Source organism: Cytobacillus firmus (genome assembly GCF_023715565.1).
GTDB lineage: Bacteria > Bacillota > Bacilli > Bacillales > Cytobacillaceae > Cytobacillus > Cytobacillus firmus_C.
This window is the reverse complement of record NZ_JAMBOJ010000053.1, coordinates 16,609-33,775: the sequence shown is the minus strand read 5'-3', so window position 1 is coordinate 33,775 and position 17,167 is coordinate 16,609. Positions and strand designations below refer to the sequence as shown.

The window sequence follows — 17,167 nt, the reverse complement described above, 5'->3', positions numbered from 1 at the left end:
TGTTTAAACTCTTCCGAATAGCTATTAAAAGTTTGTCCTTTCTTTGCCATAGAAAAAATCCCCTCCAAGTAGTATTCTTTCCTCCATGGTAACATGAAGGTTTTTTTGAATGTCTACTTAAAGGGGACATTAACATGATGGAGGGTTTTTTATTTGCCGCAAACTTAAATAAATGATTCAAGTTATTGAATAAAAAGCCAGAGACTACAAAAAATAGTGTCAATGATAAAAGATTGACTTTTGGAGGTTATAATCCATGAAAAAGAAATTTATGGCAGGAAAGGTGTTACTCATAATCTCCCTTTGTGTTCTGGGAATTCCATTGAGCGGGAATATGGAAAAAGCCAATGCTTTTTCAAATCAGGTGATACAACACGGGGCTGTGGGTGACGATGTAATAGAACTTCAATCACGTCTGCAGTATTTAGGCTTTTACAACGGGAAAATCGATGGAGTATTTGGCTGGGGAACCTATTGGGCGCTTAGGAACTTCCAATATGAATTTGGACTTCCCATTGATGGGCTTGCAGGCCAGGAAACAAAAAACAAGCTCGTAAAAGCATCTAAATATAATGAACAGTATGTGAAAGAACAAATCAATAAGGGTAATAAATTTACCCATTATGGTGGGGTGGAAACTGACAAACAGACTAAGCCTCAGCCTCAGCCTCAGCAAGGGTCAACAGGGGAAAAAGCATCGCAGCAGGAAGCTCCCAAACAGCCCACTGCTTCAAATGTCCCGAATGGATTCTCGGAAAATGATATCCAGCTAATGGCCAATGCAGTCTATGGAGAGTCAAGAGGGGAACCGTATACAGGCCAGGTGGCAGTTGCTGCAGTTATCTTAAACCGTGTAAACAGTGCTTCATTCCCAAACACTGTTTCTGGTGTCATTTTTGAGCCTCGTGCTTTTACTGCTGTTGCTGATGGACAGATATGGCTAACGCCGAATGAGACGGCAAAAAAAGCAGTACTGGATGCGATTAATGGATGGGATCCGACAGGAGAGGCGCTGTATTATTTTAATCCGGATACTGCTACAAGCGGATGGATTTGGTCACGGCCGCAAATCAAGCGGATTGGAAAACATATATTCTGTAAATAGAGGGGTGAATAATCATGCTTAGAGGAATTCTTATTGGGATACTTGCACTGGGTGTTGCCGGTACTGCGTTTTGGGGTTATCAGGAACACCGGGAGAAAAATGCAATCCTCATTAATGCGGAAAATAATTATCAAAGAGCATTTCATGATTTAACATATCAAGTCGACCTGTTGCATGACAAAATTGGAACAACTTTAGCGATGAATTCGAGAGCTTCACTTTCACCTGAATTGGCGGAAGTATGGAGATTGACTTCAGAAGCCCACTCGGACGTGGGCCAGCTGCCTCTAACACTTCTTCCTTTCAATAAAACCGAAGAGTTTTTATCTAATATCGGAGATTTTAGTTATCGGACAGCAGTAAGAGATTTAGAGAAGGAGCCATTATCAGATAAGGAATACCAAACGCTAAAACAACTATATAAGCAATCTGCTGATGTTCAGAAAGATTTGCGTAAAGTACAGCATATGGTGCTCGAAAAGAATTTAAGATGGATGGATGTAGAAATGGCTCTTGCGTCTAATAAAGAGCCTGCTGATAATACAATCATAGATGGATTTAAGACAGTGGAAAAGACAGTTGAAGGCTATGGAGAAACAGACTTTGGACCCGCATTTGTGAGTATGCAGAAAAAGGATGAAAACTTTAAATATCTTAAGGGCAAAGAAATAACAGAAGAAGAAGCTGCACGTATTGGCAGGCACTATGCAGGATTTGGCAAGAATGCGGATATCAGAGTGACAGAAAACGGCAAAGGATCGGATTATGGGTTTTTTAGTGTGAGTATTCAAAACAAAAAAACTAAAGAAGAAGCAAATATGGATATTACCAAAAATGGCGGCTATCCAATCTGGTATATCCTGGACCGGAAAGTGGCGAAACAAAAAGTAAGCCTTAATGAGGCAAGCAATAATGCGGTTAAATTTCTAAAGGACAATGGCTTTAAAGATCTGGATTTATTCGAGAGTGCCCAATATGACAATTTAGGGGTATTCACCTTTGTTTCCAATCAGAAGGGTGTAAGGGTTTATCCGGACTCCATTCGGGTGAAAATTGCGCTTGACAATGGCAGGATGACTGCTTTTTCTGCCGAAGATTATTTAAAATCTCATCACCAGCGTGAAATTCCTGAGCCTGGGATTACTGTGGAAGAGGCAAGATCCAAGGTGAATCCGCAACTGAAAGTTATGGAAGACAGGCAGGCAATAATCATTAACGATTTGAATCAGGAAGTTTTCTGTTATGAATTTTTAGGCACATTGGGTGAAGACACCTACAGAATTTATATAAATGCAGAATCAGGCCAGGAAGAAAAAGTAGAAAAGCTAAAGAATGCAGAACCAATATATGAAGATGTAGTGTAAAGAAAGCCGGATAGGCTTTCTTTCTTTTTAGGTCTTTTTGCTCAAAAGAAGCAAAAAGGTTATTGCAGGATTCTTATGTAGCGTTCATAATTAAATGACAAGATTATCCTTTTACTATGGGGAAGTGTGGAAGTGTGATAAATATTGGTGAAGCATTGATGCTCGAATTGACGTACTCCGAAAAACCTGAAAACTATAAATGTAAGCTTACCGAAAGAGAAGGAAATAACTTATATATTGATTATCCAATAAATCAGGAAACGAATAAAACAGCATTTCTGGTCGATGGTACACAATTGAAGGCTACCTTTTTAGCTGATGATGGTACGGTATATCTTTTTGAAAGCGAAGTTTTAGGAAGAGTTAAGAAAAAAATCCCGATGATGATTTTATCATATCCCGGGGATGAACATTTAGTGAAAATTCAAAGGCGGCAGTTTGTCCGGATAGAAACACCAGTTGATGTTGCAATCCATTCAGAAAATAACGAGTTCTCTCCATTTGTATCCGTTACGGATGATATAAGTGCAGGCGGGGCTGCAATCATCGCTAAGATGGACAGTTCCTTAAATGCCGATATGAAGATACTTACTTATTTCGTATTAGCCATGCAAAACGGTGTTAATTATTATTTGAAACTTAAAAGTAACGTAATAAGAGTCTCTGAACCCAGAAATGGGAAATCGCTAATTTCTGTTCAATTCATGGAGGTAAGTCCGCAGGACAGGCAATTGCTTTTGCGTTTTTGTTTCGAAAGGCAATTGGCCATGAAGAAAAAAGGCCTGGAAATATGAATAAAGGAATAATTTTTAAATTCGTCTCTCATAATAGATGGTGAGGTCTTTTGACTTGATATTATATTTCCAGTTGGAGAGATGGCTATTATGAAAACAGTAGAGAGGATTATTCTTAAATTAATAATAGTGCAATTTGTTTTTCTGCTGATCACTCAATTTTTCTTTCATCAAATGGATGCATTTCCGGAACTAAAGCAGCTGACACAGTATGAAGGTGTCACAGATCAGAATTTTACTGAGCTGCTTGAAACTTTCAGAAAAAATAATTAGCAGGCAGGCGCCTGCTTATTTTTGTGGTGAAATTTATTAAAACTGCTTTAAAAATTTGCAAGACTTAAAATACAGCTTATTTATGCACTGAAGAAGACTTATTATGTTAAAATAAAGCGGAATGAACCTGGAGAAAGCAGCCAGGGTTACACAGGAGGAACTATGAGTAAACGTATATCAATCGCAATTGACGGCCCAGCTGCTGCAGGGAAAAGTACAGTAGCAAAGATCGTGGCCGAGAAATTAAATTACATATATATTGATACTGGTGCCATGTATCGGGCCTTGACTTATAAAGCAATTAAGAAAAATATAAGCCTTGAAGATGAAGCTTCTCTAATGGAGATTTTAAACAACACAGTTATTGAACTGCAGCCAGGCGAAAAAGGGCAATTAATTTATCTGGACGGCCAGGATGTGACAAATGAAATCAGAACTTCCGAAGTGACAAATTCTGTTTCCGTAGTATCCATGCATAAGCTGGTTAGGGAAGAAATGGTTTCGCGCCAGCAAAGCTTTGCTTCAAATGGAGGTGTGGTAATGGATGGCCGGGATATCGGAACTCATGTCCTGCCCCATGCAGAAGTGAAGGTTTTCCTTCTGGCTTCTGTCGATGAAAGAGCTCTAAGGCGGCATAACGAAAATATCCAAAAAGGATATTCATCTGACCTGGACAAGCTGAAGGAGGAAATCTCTCTTAGGGACAAGCTGGACTCTGAACGTGAAGTAGCTCCATTAAAAAAGGCGGCTGATGCAAAGGAGATTGATACAACCTCCTTGTCAATTGGACAGGTAGTCGACAGAATAATGGATCTGGCTATTGAAAGGATTGGTTCAAAGTGAATCTCTACGCTTTTGCCAAAGCGGCAGTCTATGGAGTTCTAAAACCCATTTATAGATTTGAAGTATTCGGAAAGGAGAATATTCCGAAAGAAGGCGGGGTTCTCCTTTGCTCCAATCATATAGATAATCTGGATCCTCCCGTAGTCGGCATTAATGCTCCAAGACCAGTATATTTTATGGCCAAAGAGGAGCTTTTTAATGTTCCGGTCCTGGGAAAAATTGTTCCCCATCTAAATGCTTTTCCTGTCAAAAGAGGAATGAGTGATAGGGAAGCATTAAGAAAAGGTCTTGGAATTCTAAAAGAAGGAAATGTTTTAGGTCTGTTCCCGGAGGGTACAAGAAGTAAAACTGGACAGCTGGGAAAAGGGCTGGCCGGAGCAGGTTTTTTTGCTCTCAGATCGGAAGCGCATGTTGTTCCCTGCGCTATTATTGGTCCTTATAAAGCTTTTTCAAAATTAAAAGTTGTTTACGGGAAACCAATTGATATGAAAGAGTTTCGAGAAAGAAAGGCATCAGCGGAGGAAACCACCGAAATGATTATGTCTGAAATCCGAAAATTAATTGAAGATTACTCTTAGACCTTCTTGCTTGACAAAAAACTTCTTTTGTAAGAAGTTAGTAAAAAGGCATTTTTTTAAAAGGCGAAAATATTCGAAAAATAAGGCTTTCCTTTACTGAACAATTTTATAATCAAAAACAGTTGAAAAATAGCCTGTAAATAATTAGCCATTCGAGTATTTCTGCTGCTGACACAGGGTTCTTGCCTGGATGGCAGGCAGTTGAATACAGATTAAAAATTTGAAAGCAGCCATTGGATTAAGGAGGAATACATATGTCAGAGGAAATGAATCAAGTAGAAGTTAAAAATTTTGAGGTGGGTGACAAGGTAAAAGGCCAAGTTACCAAGGTTGAAGAAAAGCAAGTCATCGTTGATCTTGCTGACAGCAAACTGGATGGGATTATCCCAATCAGCGAGCTTTCAAGCCTTCACATTGAAAAAGCCGGCGATGCGGTATCAGAAGGAGATCAACTCGAGCTTGAGGTTTTAAAAGTTGAGGAAGATGCTCTTATTCTTTCAAAACGTAAAGTTGATGCCGGTAAGTCATGGGAAACTCTCGAACAGAAATTCAATGAGGGTGAAGTTTTTGAAGCAGAAATAAAAGATGTAGTTAAAGGCGGATTAGTAGTAGACTTGGGCGTTCGCGGATTTGTTCCAGCTTCCCTGGTTGAAGCTCATTTTGTTGAAGATTTTACTGATTATAAAGGCAAAACGATGACATTTAAAATTGTTGAGCTTGATAAAGATAAAAATCGCCTGATTCTTTCCCATCGTGCTGTAATAGAGGAAGAAAAAGGCAAGCAGAAACATCAAGTGCTGGAGTCCCTTCAGGCAGGTGAGGTTCTGGATGGAACAGTTCAAAGAATTACTGACTTTGGAGCATTTGTTGATATCGGCGGAATCGATGGACTTGTCCATATTTCCCAGCTTTCCTATGAGCATGTGGAAAAGCCTTCAGATGTTGTCGAGGAAGGCCAAAAAGTGCAAGTGAAAGTATTAAGCGTCGACCGCGACAATGAACGCATTTCACTATCCATTAAGGAGACTCTTCCTGGACCATGGGATAATATCGGCGAGAAGGCTCCTAAAGGCAGTACACTTGATGGAACAGTAAGAAGACTTGTTTCATACGGAGCATTTGTTGAAGTTTTTCCTGGTGTTGAAGGACTTGTCCATATTTCTCAAATTGCTCATAAGCATATCGGAACTCCGCATGAAGTTCTAAGCGAAGGACAGGAAGTGAAAGTGAAGGTTCTTGATGTGAACGAACAGGATCAGCGCCTGTCATTGAGCATCAAAGATCTGCTTGAAAAAGAGCAGGAAGAAGTGACTGACTATGAACTTCCTGAAGAAACAAAAGGCTTCTCGCTTGGTGATATGATTGGCGACCAGCTAAAGAATTTAAAAAAGTAATGGTGATAAATTGTGTCCAGATCAAAACGTAAATGGGATCATATCCAGCATGCTTTAGCAACAGGCCAGAGCAGCAATACCGGTTTAGCCGATATTGCTTTTGTACATCAAAGCCTTCCTGATGCGTTTCTTGATCAGGCAGATTTAGGCACTTCAATTGGCGAACTTTCATTAAGTTCGCCAATTTTCATAAATGCCATGACAGGGGGCGGTGGAGAAAGAACGGTTCAAATTAACCGGGATCTCGCCTTGGCCGCCAAATCAACAGGCCTTGCTATGGCAGTAGGGTCTCAGATGTCTGCACTTAAGGATCCAAGTGAAGCAGAATCCTACCGGGTTGTCAGACGGGAAAACCCCCGAGGAATTATTTTAGGCAACTTAGGAAGTGAAGCTACAATTGATCAGGCAAAAGCAGCAGTTGATATGATTGAAGCAAATGCACTGCAAATTCATTTAAATGCTGTACAGGAATTGACCATGCCGGAAGGTGATCGTGATTTTCGCGGTGCATTAAAAAGAATTGAAAATATCGTCGCCCATTCCGAAGTTCCAGTAGTAGTAAAAGAAGTAGGGTTTGGCATAAATAAAGAAGCAGCTTCAATGCTTGCATCAGTCGGCGTTAAAGGCATTGATATCGGCGGATTTGGAGGAACAAATTTCTCCCGTATTGAAAATGCAAGAAGAGATAGACTGTTAACGTTTTTCGATGAATGGGGAATACCGACAGCTGTCTCCATTGCAGAAGCTGCATCTTTAAAAGCAGGCGTTGCTGTTATTGCTTCCGGGGGCATTCGGACAAGCCATGAAATAGCAAAGGCAATTGCACTTGGTGCAGGAGCTGCTGGGATGGCGGGGTTCTTTTTAAAGGTCCTAATGAAAGAAGGAATTGAGGCACTTATCGAAGAAATTAACAACATTCATTCTGAATTGGAGATGATCATGACAGCTTTGGGGACAAAAAGCATCGCGGAACTCCAGCAGTCTCCCATAATCATATCTGGAAGGACCCATCATTGGCTGAATGAACGCGGAATTGAGACAAAAGCATATTCCAGGCGAACCATCCAAAAATAGCTCTCGTCATTTGACGAGAGCTATTTTTTTCATTCTGGCTGCAGTGCATAGCAAGGCGCAGCAGCTTTTCTTAACTGTATTTCGAATCATTCAGAGATCTGGCTTCTTCGGGACTCTGCATCTTGGAAGCTCCAGGATAATGAAGTGCCTGGTCGCGATCGGACTCCACTTTTCCGCTATTTTTCAGCTTTTTTTCCTGTCTGTCTTTGCCCATATATAACACCTCCATGTTATTAAGATGAAGTGAGCGCATGAGAATTATGCAAAAAGACAGCTGGGATTCATTTGGCAATGCTTTTGAATTTGAAGGGTTAATTTACATACGAAGTAGCCATAATGGAAATGATAGGAGGTAGAGGATGGAAGGATTATTTTTTTATTGGATTTCCTGGATGGTTTGGATTATGGCGACTTTTTTTATGGCTCGAACGAATAAATACAGGTTTTTATTGTCTGCCTGGATCTTATGCTTAATGATCATGTCACCCTTGACACTTAATATCCTTAATTTTGAAATTGGTATCGCTGCACTTTTTTTGCTTGTATCACTATATATTTTCGCTCGGAGACTAAAAAAGTTGAGCAAACTTTATTTCCTTTTTTGCACATTCATCCTGATGATGGCCTATGTCACTTTTCACCTTTTTGAACTGTTTGATCCTGTTTGGGTGATTTTCCCCCGGGAATGGATGCTTTCATTCCTTATGGTTTATATGGCTGTACTCCTGCAAAAAAACAGAATGCTCAGGCTGCCGTTAATATTGCTCGGGGGCATCCAGGGAGAATTTCTATATGCCTTTATCCTTAAACCATTTTCCTTTCCTTATACGATTGGATCATTGGCCTTTTTGGATATCATGAGCATTTCATTTTCCATATCGGCTTTATGGATTGCGGTGCATTGGGCGGTCCAATACATTGAAGCCAACTTTAAACATTTTGAAAGGGAGAAACAAAAATTATCATGAGTGAATACACATACCCGATTCTTTTTGGTCTGGCTATAGGAACCTTGACACGTATTTATATGCTTCGGACCGATTACCGTCAATACCCTACATATTTGCACGGGAAAATTATTCATGTTGCTTTAGGATTCATTGCTGCAGGCCTTGGAACGGTGGCTATTCCTTCAATTATGGAGGAAGACTTCACAGCCATCACCTTTCTGACTCTGGCTGCATCCCAGTTTAGAGAAGTCAGAAATATGGAGAGAAACACACTGACTGAACTGGACAGCTACGAAATGGTTCCGAGAGGAAAAACATATATAGAAGGTGTAGCAATAGCCTTTGAAAGCAGGAATTATCTTGTAATCTTCACATCATTGCTTAGTACGCTAGGCTATCTGCTGTTTAATATATGGGGAGGTCTTGCGGCAGCTGTTCTTGCCATAGTGGTTTCCACGAAATTAATGTCGGGTGGAAGGCTGAAGGATATTGTTGATGTTGAGTTTGTGGAACCGCGTTTTGATGGAGCAGGCTTGTATGTGGACAATATTTACATTATGAATATAGGCTTGCCTGAAAGGCAAGAGGAAGTGCTCCGATATGGCATGGGCTTTATTTTAAATCCAAAAAATTTCAATGCACGATCCACTATTGCCAATCTGGGACAGAGGCAGGCTATATTGCATGATGTTTCTACTGCTTTGGGTGTTTACCGGGATTCAGGGACTCCTGCGCTTGTTCCTCTGGCAAAAAGGGATCTGGATGATGGGCGAGTTGGGGTATTTGTTTTGCCCCAGGTAAAGGATGTTAATAAAGCCCTAAGAGTCATCGAGGCAGTCCCGACACTCGAAAATGCGATTAGGATGCCTTCTGAACGGCAAACGAATGGGAAAGGAAGTTAGAGTATGGTGCTTGAAAAATACATACTGGCTGCTATTACAACAAATCCATCCAAGATACCGTCAGGGACTGCCGTTTTTCATTGTGAAGATAAAAAAGAAATGGAAATCATCGCAGCCAATCTTGAAGCAATTCTAGACGGAATTGCCCATGCCTTAACAGAAGAACTATATGTAATTGTTAAGCATTAAGGGAGGTTTCCAAGTTTTTCATTGCCGTGAAGGTTTCTCTTTGTTAAAATATCTAAGTTAGACCCTTCTATCTTTGAGAAGGGTTTATTTTATAAATGTAAAGCGGTTTGGATGGTTTTAACATCAATGTAGTGTTATTGTGGACAGCCATCTGTATGCTTACTTTAAGTAAAAGGCATTTCTGGAACATAGACGCAAAGTTTAACAATTTAAGAATAAAGAATTGAAAGGGTGATGTTCATGGCAAAACCAGTTTTGGCTATTGTCGGGCGTCCTAACGTTGGCAAATCAACGATATTTAACAGAATTGTAGGAGAACGGATATCGATTGTCGAAGATATTCCGGGAGTGACCAGGGACAGAATTTATAGTTCTGCAGAATGGCTGACACATGATTTTAATATTATTGATACAGGCGGAATTGATATTGGGGATGAGCCATTTTTAGATCAAATTCGTCTTCAGGCAGAAATTGCGATAGATGAAGCTGATGTCATTGTCTTTCTTGTGAACGGAAGAGAGGGTGTCACAAGCGCAGATGAGGAAGTTGCAAAAATTTTATATAAAGCCAAAAAGCCTGTAGTTCTGGGTGTGAATAAGATTGATAACCCTGAGATGCGGGATTTGATTTATGACTTTTATGCACTTGGCTTTGGTGAGCCGTTTCCAATTTCAGGTTCTCATGGTCTTGGTCTTGGAGACTTGCTTGATGAAGCTGCCAAGCATTTTCCGAAACATGGCCAAAGTGAATATGGAGAAGATGTCATTAAGTTTTCATTAATTGGCCGCCCGAATGTCGGGAAATCCTCCCTTGTAAACGCAATGCTTGGTGAAGAACGGGTCATTGTCAGCAATATCGCAGGCACCACAAGAGATGCAATCGACTCGAAGGTGAAAGTGGATGGACAGGAATATGTCATCATCGATACTGCGGGTATGCGGAAAAAAGGGAAAGTGTATGAAACAACAGAAAAATATAGTGTACTAAGAGCTTTGAGGGCAATTGAACGTTCCGATGTTGTCCTGGTGGTTATTGATGGGGAAGAAGGAATCATTGAACAGGACAAGCGCATTGCCGGTTATGCTCATGAAGCAGGCAGAGCTGTTGTAATTGTTGTCAATAAGTGGGATGCTGTTGAAAAAGATGAGAAAACAATGAAGGCATTTGAACAAAATATCCGTGAGCATTTTCAATTCCTGGATTATGCACCTGTTGTTTTCCTTTCTGCCAAAACGAAAAAGCGTATTCATACACTTATCCCAATGATTAACACAGCCAGTGAAAATCATTCTTTACGTGTTGAAACAAGCGTCCTGAATGATGTTGTCATGGATGCTATTGCAATGAACCCAACGCCAACAGATAAAGGAAGACGCCTAAGGGTTTATTACACCACACAGGTTGCTGTGAAGCCGCCGACATTTGTTGTGTTTGTCAATGATCCTGAACTTCTTCATTTTTCATATGAACGTTTCCTGGAAAACAGAATCAGGGACGCTTTTGGTTTTGAAGGCACACCTATTAAGATATTTGCAAGGGAAAGAAAATAATGCGATGACGCCGGCCGGGAAGCTTTAAAATGTGTCTGGCAGGCAGAATCGGATGAATTTTCAATGCATCCAAATACATTAAAAGGCAGTGATCAAATGGAGCGGAAAAAAGAAAGTGTAGCTGTAGCAGGTGCCGGCAGCTGGGGTACTGCCCTGGCGATGGTGCTTGCGGATAATGGGCATGACGTCAGACTGTGGGGCCATAATCCTGATCAGATAGAGGAAATTAATAAGCACCATACTAATCAAAAATATCTATCAGGAATACATCTGCCTGCAGAAATAAAGGGATATACATCGCTTGAAGAGGCTTTAAGCGGAACTGACACCTTGATTTTGGCAGTGCCGACAAAGGCCATTCGTGAAGTAATCGGGAAGATCAAGGGAATTAGAAAAGAGCCCCTGACTATTGTGCACGTAAGTAAAGGAATAGAACCTGATTCACTTCTCAGAATTTCTGAAATGATTGAAGAGGAAATGCCCGGAAACCTTCTGGACAGTGTTGTGGTGCTCTCAGGCCCAAGCCATGCAGAAGAAGTTAGTCTGAGGCATCCAACTACTGTTACGGTGTCTTCAAAAGATATGGACGCTGCCGAAAAAATTCAGGATTTATTTATCAATAACAATTTCAGAGTATATACCAACCCCGATATCATTGGAGTGGAAATTGGCGGTGCTTTAAAAAATATCATCGCCCTTGCTGCCGGAATTACAGATGGCTTAGGTTATGGAGACAATGCCAAGGCAGCCTTGATAACCAGAGGTCTTGCTGAAATCGCCCGTCTAGGGATGAAGATGGGGGCAAGCCCGCTTACCTTTTCCGGATTAGCGGGGATCGGGGACTTGATCGTTACATGTACCTCCGTCCATTCACGCAATTGGAGAGCAGGAAACCTTCTTGGAAAGGGACATAATCTGCAGGAAGTCCTGGATAATATGGGCATGGTCGTAGAGGGAGTCAGAACAACAAAAGCAGCGCATCAGCTGGCTCAAAAATATGACGTGAAAATGCCAATTACCACTGTTCTGTATGATGTTCTTTTTAATAATGTGAATGCGAAGGATGCTGTTGATCTTCTGATGGGAAGAGGAAAAACACATGAGATGGAAGACCTCGCGAACGTTTTGGAAGATCAAAGCGGGAGTAAAAAAACCTGATATCGATATAAATATAAAAATATAGGCATTAGATGATGCGAGACAGCAGGTTCCTGCATACAATGCAACGAAGCAAACTAGTGTAATGAACAGGGTGCTGGGTTATTTAGTCAAATGGCTGAGGTAAAGAATTGCCCCTTCTTTGCCTCAGTTTTTTTGTGTTCATTTTTTCGTGATGAAAAGCTTTTAGATTTATCCATTTAATATGTTATAATACATTTCGGAAAAGGGAGTTGATTATATGTCACCGTCTTTAATGAAAATGTGGATATCTCTAGCCTCTATGGGATTTATGTTTTTATCTATAATATTAATTTATCTTAGCCGCTACAAGCTGAAAGCTGGAGTTTTTAAGGTAATTACAGCATTTGTTGCCTACTTTTTAATGATAATCAGCGGAATTATTATAGTGATTGTCGTGTTCAGCGGTCCGACAAGCAGCTAGCACTTTTACATAAAGGGTTGATTAAATGAAAAAAACTTTTAACATGTTTTTGCTTTTGCTGAGCGGTGTTTTGATTCTGACAGGCTGTATGTATCCTGAAGAAAAATTATCCCAAAATCAGATAGCCTATAAGGATCAGATTCAATCTGTCCAGTCTGCAGTGGATCAATACAGGGAAGCAAATGGTGGTCTTCTGCCGATTAAAACCAAGGGGCAGACAACTCCTATCTATCAAAAATATCCAATCGATTTTAAAAAAGTTGCTCCGGAATATATGGCAGAGCCGCCTGGAAATGCCTTTGAATCCGGCGGGGTTTTTCAATATGTGATTGTTGACGCAGAAACAGATCCGAAAGTGAAAATTTTTGATTTAAGAATTGCTGAAACAATCAGGGATATTAACCTGAGGATTAAAGCACATGGATTCCCGCCATATAAAGAGCAAATAGCTGAAAATGTTTATACAATGGACTTTAAAAAATTGGGATTTAAGGAAGAGCCAAAAGCCCTCAGTCCTTATAGCGGCCAGAGCCTTCCATATGTCGTAACCGGCAATGCTGAAGTATATGTAGATTATCGGGTTGATTTGTATAAGGCATTGGAGAATAAGAAGAACAAACCTGAACCTGGAAAGGATATTAGAAATCTTCTTGTAGAGGATTCTGATTTTGTTCCCGCCTATTCACTGCCTTATACGATTGAGCCCGGCACAAATGATCCAATCTTTTTGGTGAAATAGTCATAACCCTTCTCCTGCAAAATATATTGTAGGAGAAGGGTTATTTTTTTATTTATTTTTATAACCACTCTTCAACTAATGACTAAAAGCATAAAGGCAAAGAAATAAAGGCGCAGGGGAGTTTCTAAATAATTAAGGAAATTTGGAATGGCCTGCTGTCCATTCCGGACTGTCATAGCATTGGAGCTCTACAGCTGGGCTGACAGGTGCAGTGCACTTTCCTGATAGGGGGGTAAAAAAGAAAAAAACTGTCATAACAATGTAGGACAACATCATACACATATAATGTCCAAACATAATAGATAGGATAATATTATCCCATTAACTCAAGATTTCAGGAGGGGATCACTTGGAAAAGGTTGATATTTTTAAAGATATTGCCGAAAGAACTGGCGGCGATATATATTTCGGGGTAGTTGGCGCAGTTCGCACCGGCAAATCTACATTTATAAAAAAGTTCATGGAATTGGTTGTACTGCCAAATATGGAAAACGAAGCGGAACGTGCCCGCACACAGGATGAGCTTCCCCAAAGTGCTGCCGGCAAGACAATTATGACCACAGAACCGAAATTTGTTCCTAACCAGGCTGCTACAGTTCATGTAGCAGAAGGGCTGGATGTAAATATCAGGCTTGTGGACTGTGTGGGATATACAGTACCGGGAGCGAAGGGCTATGAAGACGAAAACGGCCCGAGAATGATCAATACACCATGGTATGAAGAGCCGATTCCTTTTCACGAAGCTGCTGAAATAGGAACAAGAAAGGTGATTCAGGAGCATTCCACAATCGGAGTGGTGATTACAACAGACGGAACTATCGGGGAGATACCGCGTGCAAACTATATTGAGGCAGAAGAAAGAGTTATTGATGAGTTAAAGGAAGTTGGCAAGCCGTTTATCATGATCATTAACAGCGTCCAGCCTCACCACCCAAATACGGATGCCCTTAGAAATGATCTTGCCGAAAAATATGATATCCCTGTCCTGGCCATGAGCGTAGAGGGCATGAGAGAATCGGATGTATTAAATGTTATGCGGGAAGCTCTTTATGAGTTCCCGGTACTGGAAGTGAATGTAAATCTTCCAAGCTGGGTTATGGTGCTGCATGAAGATCACTGGCTTCGTGAAAGCTATCAGGAAGCAGTTAAAGAAACGGTTAAGGATATTAAAAGGCTAAGAGATGTTGACCGTGTGGTCCATCAATTCAGCGACTTTGAATTCATTGACCGGGCAGGCCTTGCAGGAATTGAAATGGGGCAGGGAGTAGCCGAAATTGACTTATATGCGCCGGACGATCTTTATGATGAGGTCCTTAAAGAGATAGTGGGTGTTGAAATCCGCGGAAAAGACCACTTGCTCGAGCTGATGCAGGAATTTGCCCATGCAAAAGCTGAGTATGATCAAATTTCCGATGCGCTGAGAATGGTGAAGCAAACCGGCTACGGCATCGCTGCTCCTTCACTGGCTGATATGAGTCTCGATGAACCGGAAATTACACGCCATGGATCACGCTTTGGTGTAAGGCTTAAGGCTGTTGCTCCATCCATTCATATGATAAAAGTTGATGTGGAATCTGAGTTCTCTCCTATCATCGGAACAGAGAAGCAAAGCGAAGAACTCGTCCGCTACCTGATGCAGGACTTTGAAGATGATCCGCTTTCAATCTGGAACTCCGACATCTTTGGACGCAGCCTCAGCTCCATCGTAAGAGAAGGAATTCAGGCAAAATTGTCCCTGATGCCTGAAAACGCAAGATATAAACTCAAAGAGACATTAGAAAGAATCATCAACGAAGGCTCGGGCGGGTTAATTGCGATAATTCTTTAATGAAGGCTCCTTTTGGAGTCTTTTTTTTTGCGGTGGAATGAGTCGGGATCCGGGCCAACTTCAGACGCAGGAGGAGAAAATCCAGTGTTCTAAGTCCGAACCCAGAGCACCTTAAAGGAACTGGCAACCCTTGCAATTTGAAATAATATGTTTCAACCCGTATGATAAGGGTAATTAAACGAGGTCAGCGTATTACAAATATGTTGCAAATAAGAAAAGATTCCCATTAAATCATGAAATATTCTTGATAACAGCATTTGATTGTGATAATCTTTTAACAGAATTACCGTTATGGCGGCCAAACCCTTATTTTAAAAGGGTTTATAATGATTTTTTGATTGAAAAATTTCAATTTATCATTTAATATAAGGCTTGTTAAACAAAAACACGCCATAACGTATAGAATTCAGTAATTTTGTTTACAAATGTATGTAAGGAATCTTATTTTACTGGGTTTTATCCATATTTGGGAGGAGGTGAAAGGCATGAACAAAACAGAACTAATTAACGCAGTTGCTGAGGCTGGCGAACTTTCTAAAAAAGACGCGACTAAAGCAGTTGATGCTGTTTTCGATACAATCCTTGATGCTTTGAAAAATGGTGATAAGGTACAACTAATCGGTTTCGGAAACTTTGAAGTTCGCGAACGTGCTGCCCGCAAAGGACGCAACCCGCAAACTGGCGAAGAAATCGAAATCGCTGCAAGCAAAGTTCCTGCTTTCAAACCAGGCAAAGCGCTTAAAGATGCAGTTAAATAATCTACATACAAGTGCTTAAAGCTTATGCTTGAGCAAAAAACCGCGATATATTCGCGGTTTTTTCTTTTTGTGTTACTGGCCTTTAAAAAGAAGAGGATTCACCCTGTTCACGGTATTTTATTTGAAGATGTTTCAGTTTTGCCTGAATGAAGGGGTTATGCTAATATGAACATATTATTACCACAGTGTTAATACATAGGAGGCATTAATATGGCAGAGGTAAATCGTGCCCAGTTAGAAGATGCGGTGCGTTTAATATTGGAAGCAATCGGTGAAGACCCGAATCGTGAAGGACTTCTTGATACACCAAAACGAGTCGCAAAAATGTACGAAGAAGTTTTTATGGGACTTAACCAGGACCCTAAAGAATACTTTGATACAGTATTTGGCGAAGACCATGAGGAACTTGTTTTGGTTAAAGATATTCCGTTCTACTCTATGTGTGAACATCATCTTGTGCCTTTCTTTGGGGTTGCCCATGTAGCATACATCCCGCGGAATGGGAGAGTAACAGGATTAAGCAAACTCGCCAGAGCTGTAGAGGCAGTTGCGAAACGTCCTCAGCTTCAGGAACGCATTACATCTACTGTAGCAAATTCGATCCTGGAAAAGCTTGAGCCGCATGGTGTGATGGTTGTTGTGGAAGCAGAGCATATGTGCATGACAATGCGCGGAGTTAAAAAGCCCGGTTCAAAAACGGTGACATCAGCAGTAAGAGGCGTATTTGCAGAGGATGCAAGAGCACGTGCAGAAGTACTTTCACTGATAAAACAATAATATGGACTCTGTTTATGAATGAGTTTAGGCAATAAACAGATCAAAGGCTGAAAGATAAAACTTTTAGCCTTTTTTTGTAACTAATTATCAATCACCAGCATATAGCAAAGGATGGTATGAATGGAAAAGAAAAATCCATCAGGAAACGATTATATTGTGATTAAAGCAAAAGAAGATGGTGTTAATGTAATAGGGTTAACAAGAGGATCCGATACAAGATTCCACCATTCAGAAAAACTTGACCAGGGAGAAGTCATGATTGCGCAATTTACAGAGCATACTTCTGCGATTAAAATCAGGGGGAATGCCAGGATCATGACAAGCTATGGAGAACTCGAAAGTGAGGCTAAGAAATAGCTTTCACCTGGAATAGAAGGACAGAATATTTTCATAAGATAATGTCCTGACATGTTCCTGTCATTTATGATATAATTGTCTCTGCTTG

General features: G+C 40.6%; 21 protein-coding genes. 19 read left to right on the top strand and 2 right to left on the bottom strand.

The features are described from left to right. On the bottom strand, positions 1–181 hold a 181-nt coding region (locus M3205_RS18935; RefSeq protein WP_251171298.1), incomplete at its 3' end, for a hypothetical protein. 75 nt (positions 182–256) lie between these two features. On the opposite strand from M3205_RS18935, the gene sleB reads away from it, so the two are divergent. From sleB to fni, 8 genes are all read left to right on the top strand, one after another. After that, positions 257–1,105 (top strand): spore cortex-lytic enzyme, encoded by an 849-nt coding sequence (gene sleB / locus M3205_RS18930; protein ID WP_251171297.1) that lies wholly within the window; start codon positions 257–259, stop codon positions 1,103–1,105. A gap of 14 nt (positions 1,106–1,119) precedes the next feature. After that, entirely contained in the window at positions 1,120–2,469 is a 1,350-nt protein-coding gene (gene ypeB, locus M3205_RS18925) for a germination protein YpeB (protein WP_251171296.1), read from the top strand. Positions 2,470–2,603: 134 nt separating this feature from the next. Further along, a complete protein-coding gene (locus M3205_RS18920) occupies positions 2,604–3,263 on the top strand; it encodes a flagellar brake protein (RefSeq protein WP_251171295.1) in 660 nt (219 codons plus the stop codon). 90 nt (positions 3,264–3,353) lie between these two features. Further along, positions 3,354–3,536, top strand: a complete 183-nt coding sequence (locus tag M3205_RS18915; protein WP_251171294.1) for a YpfB family protein — start codon at positions 3,354–3,356, stop codon at positions 3,534–3,536. Between the two features lie 162 nt (positions 3,537–3,698). Further along, positions 3,699–4,379 (top strand): (d)CMP kinase, encoded by a 681-nt coding sequence (cmk, locus tag M3205_RS18910; RefSeq protein WP_251171293.1) that lies wholly within the window; start codon positions 3,699–3,701, stop codon positions 4,377–4,379. Beyond that, positions 4,376–4,957, top strand: coding sequence for a lysophospholipid acyltransferase family protein (locus M3205_RS18905; RefSeq protein WP_251171292.1), 582 nt, complete (start codon positions 4,376–4,378; stop codon positions 4,955–4,957). Before cmk ends, M3205_RS18905 begins: the two co-directional genes overlap by 4 nt. Positions 4,958–5,211: 254 nt before the next feature. After that, positions 5,212–6,351 (top strand): 30S ribosomal protein S1, encoded by a 1,140-nt coding sequence (rpsA, locus tag M3205_RS18900; RefSeq protein WP_095244700.1) that lies wholly within the window; start codon positions 5,212–5,214, stop codon positions 6,349–6,351. Positions 6,352–6,363: 12 nt separating this feature from the next. Then, the gene (gene fni / locus M3205_RS18895; protein WP_251171291.1) at positions 6,364–7,425 is read left to right on the top strand and encodes a type 2 isopentenyl-diphosphate Delta-isomerase; all 1,062 of its coding nucleotides are present in this window, start codon (positions 6,364–6,366) and stop codon (positions 7,423–7,425) included. Positions 7,426–7,495: 70 nt separating this feature from the next. Here fni and M3205_RS18890 read toward each other — a convergent pair whose 3' ends face one another. After that, positions 7,496–7,639 (bottom strand): YpzI family protein, encoded by a 144-nt coding sequence (locus M3205_RS18890; protein ID WP_082138921.1) that lies wholly within the window; start codon positions 7,637–7,639, stop codon positions 7,496–7,498. A 145-nt stretch (positions 7,640–7,784) separates the two neighbouring features. Here M3205_RS18890 and M3205_RS26060 point away from each other — a divergent pair, with 145 nt between their 5' ends. From M3205_RS26060 to mtrB, 11 genes are all read left to right on the top strand, one after another. Further along, positions 7,785–8,393: a YphA family membrane protein gene (locus M3205_RS26060; RefSeq protein WP_463674817.1), complete on the top strand. Its 609-nt coding sequence runs from the start codon at positions 7,785–7,787 to the stop codon at positions 8,391–8,393. Beyond that, positions 8,390–9,277 carry a YIEGIA family protein gene (locus M3205_RS18880; protein ID WP_251171289.1) on the top strand — a complete coding sequence of 296 codons (888 nt, stop codon included), beginning with the start codon at positions 8,390–8,392 and terminating at the stop codon, positions 9,275–9,277. Before M3205_RS26060 ends, M3205_RS18880 begins: the two co-directional genes overlap by 4 nt. A gap of 3 nt (positions 9,278–9,280) precedes the next feature. Further along, positions 9,281–9,466, top strand: a complete 186-nt coding sequence (locus tag M3205_RS18875) for a capping complex subunit for YIEGIA (protein ID WP_048008161.1) — start codon at positions 9,281–9,283, stop codon at positions 9,464–9,466. Between the two features lie 240 nt (positions 9,467–9,706). Continuing rightward, the gene (gene der, locus M3205_RS18870) at positions 9,707–11,017 is read left to right on the top strand and encodes a ribosome biogenesis GTPase Der (protein WP_095244696.1); all 1,311 of its coding nucleotides are present in this window, start codon (positions 9,707–9,709) and stop codon (positions 11,015–11,017) included. A 96-nt stretch (positions 11,018–11,113) separates the two neighbouring features. Then, complete coding sequence (locus M3205_RS18865; RefSeq protein WP_251171299.1) at positions 11,114–12,175, top strand: NAD(P)H-dependent glycerol-3-phosphate dehydrogenase; 1,062 nt, start codon at positions 11,114–11,116, stop codon at positions 12,173–12,175. 241 nt (positions 12,176–12,416) lie between these two features. Then, complete coding sequence (locus tag M3205_RS18860) at positions 12,417–12,620, top strand: DUF2768 domain-containing protein (RefSeq protein ID WP_095244694.1); 204 nt, start codon at positions 12,417–12,419, stop codon at positions 12,618–12,620. A 25-nt stretch (positions 12,621–12,645) separates the two neighbouring features. Further along, positions 12,646–13,359 carry a hypothetical protein gene (locus M3205_RS18855; protein WP_251171288.1) on the top strand — a complete coding sequence of 238 codons (714 nt, stop codon included), beginning with the start codon at positions 12,646–12,648 and terminating at the stop codon, positions 13,357–13,359. A 349-nt stretch (positions 13,360–13,708) separates the two neighbouring features. Next, positions 13,709–15,187 (top strand): stage IV sporulation protein A, encoded by a 1,479-nt coding sequence (spoIVA, locus tag M3205_RS18850; protein ID WP_035330137.1) that lies wholly within the window; start codon positions 13,709–13,711, stop codon positions 15,185–15,187. A 485-nt stretch (positions 15,188–15,672) separates the two neighbouring features. Continuing rightward, positions 15,673–15,945 (top strand): non-specific DNA-binding protein Hbs, encoded by a 273-nt coding sequence (gene hbs, locus M3205_RS18845; RefSeq protein WP_009332755.1) that lies wholly within the window; start codon positions 15,673–15,675, stop codon positions 15,943–15,945. Positions 15,946–16,155: 210 nt separating this feature from the next. Then, complete coding sequence (gene folE / locus M3205_RS18840) at positions 16,156–16,722, top strand: GTP cyclohydrolase I FolE (RefSeq protein WP_095244692.1); 567 nt, start codon at positions 16,156–16,158, stop codon at positions 16,720–16,722. Between the two features lie 120 nt (positions 16,723–16,842). Beyond that, entirely contained in the window at positions 16,843–17,079 is a 237-nt protein-coding gene (mtrB, locus tag M3205_RS18835) for a trp RNA-binding attenuation protein MtrB (protein ID WP_048008168.1), read from the top strand. Positions 17,080–17,167 lie beyond the last annotated feature (88 nt).

Bases quoted from the DNA above. Each gene is read 5' to 3' on its own strand.
- sleB (WP_251171297.1), top strand. From the start codon at position 257: ATGAAAAAGAAATTTATGGCAGGAAAGGTGTTACTCATAATCTCCCTT.
- ypeB (WP_251171296.1), top strand. From the start codon at position 1,120: ATGCTTAGAGGAATTCTTATTGGGATACTTGCACTGGGTGTTGCCGGT.
- M3205_RS18915 (WP_251171294.1), top strand. From the start codon at position 3,354: ATGAAAACAGTAGAGAGGATTATTCTTAAATTAATAATAGTGCAATTT.
- cmk (WP_251171293.1), top strand. From the start codon at position 3,699: ATGAGTAAACGTATATCAATCGCAATTGACGGCCCAGCTGCTGCAGGG.
- rpsA (WP_095244700.1), top strand. From the start codon at position 5,212: ATGTCAGAGGAAATGAATCAAGTAGAAGTTAAAAATTTTGAGGTGGGT.
- M3205_RS18890 (WP_082138921.1), bottom strand. From the start codon at position 7,639: ATGGGCAAAGACAGACAGGAAAAAAAGCTGAAAAATAGCGGAAAAGTG.
- M3205_RS26060 (WP_463674817.1), top strand. From the start codon at position 7,785: ATGGAAGGATTATTTTTTTATTGGATTTCCTGGATGGTTTGGATTATG.
- M3205_RS18880 (WP_251171289.1), top strand. From the start codon at position 8,390: ATGAGTGAATACACATACCCGATTCTTTTTGGTCTGGCTATAGGAACC.
- M3205_RS18875 (WP_048008161.1), top strand. From the start codon at position 9,281: ATGGTGCTTGAAAAATACATACTGGCTGCTATTACAACAAATCCATCC.
- der (WP_095244696.1), top strand. From the start codon at position 9,707: ATGGCAAAACCAGTTTTGGCTATTGTCGGGCGTCCTAACGTTGGCAAA.
- M3205_RS18865 (WP_251171299.1), top strand. From the start codon at position 11,114: ATGGAGCGGAAAAAAGAAAGTGTAGCTGTAGCAGGTGCCGGCAGCTGG.
- M3205_RS18860 (WP_095244694.1), top strand. From the start codon at position 12,417: ATGTCACCGTCTTTAATGAAAATGTGGATATCTCTAGCCTCTATGGGA.
- M3205_RS18855 (WP_251171288.1), top strand. From the start codon at position 12,646: ATGAAAAAAACTTTTAACATGTTTTTGCTTTTGCTGAGCGGTGTTTTG.
- hbs (WP_009332755.1), top strand. From the start codon at position 15,673: ATGAACAAAACAGAACTAATTAACGCAGTTGCTGAGGCTGGCGAACTT.
- folE (WP_095244692.1), top strand. From the start codon at position 16,156: ATGGCAGAGGTAAATCGTGCCCAGTTAGAAGATGCGGTGCGTTTAATA.
- mtrB (WP_048008168.1), top strand. From the start codon at position 16,843: ATGGAAAAGAAAAATCCATCAGGAAACGATTATATTGTGATTAAAGCA.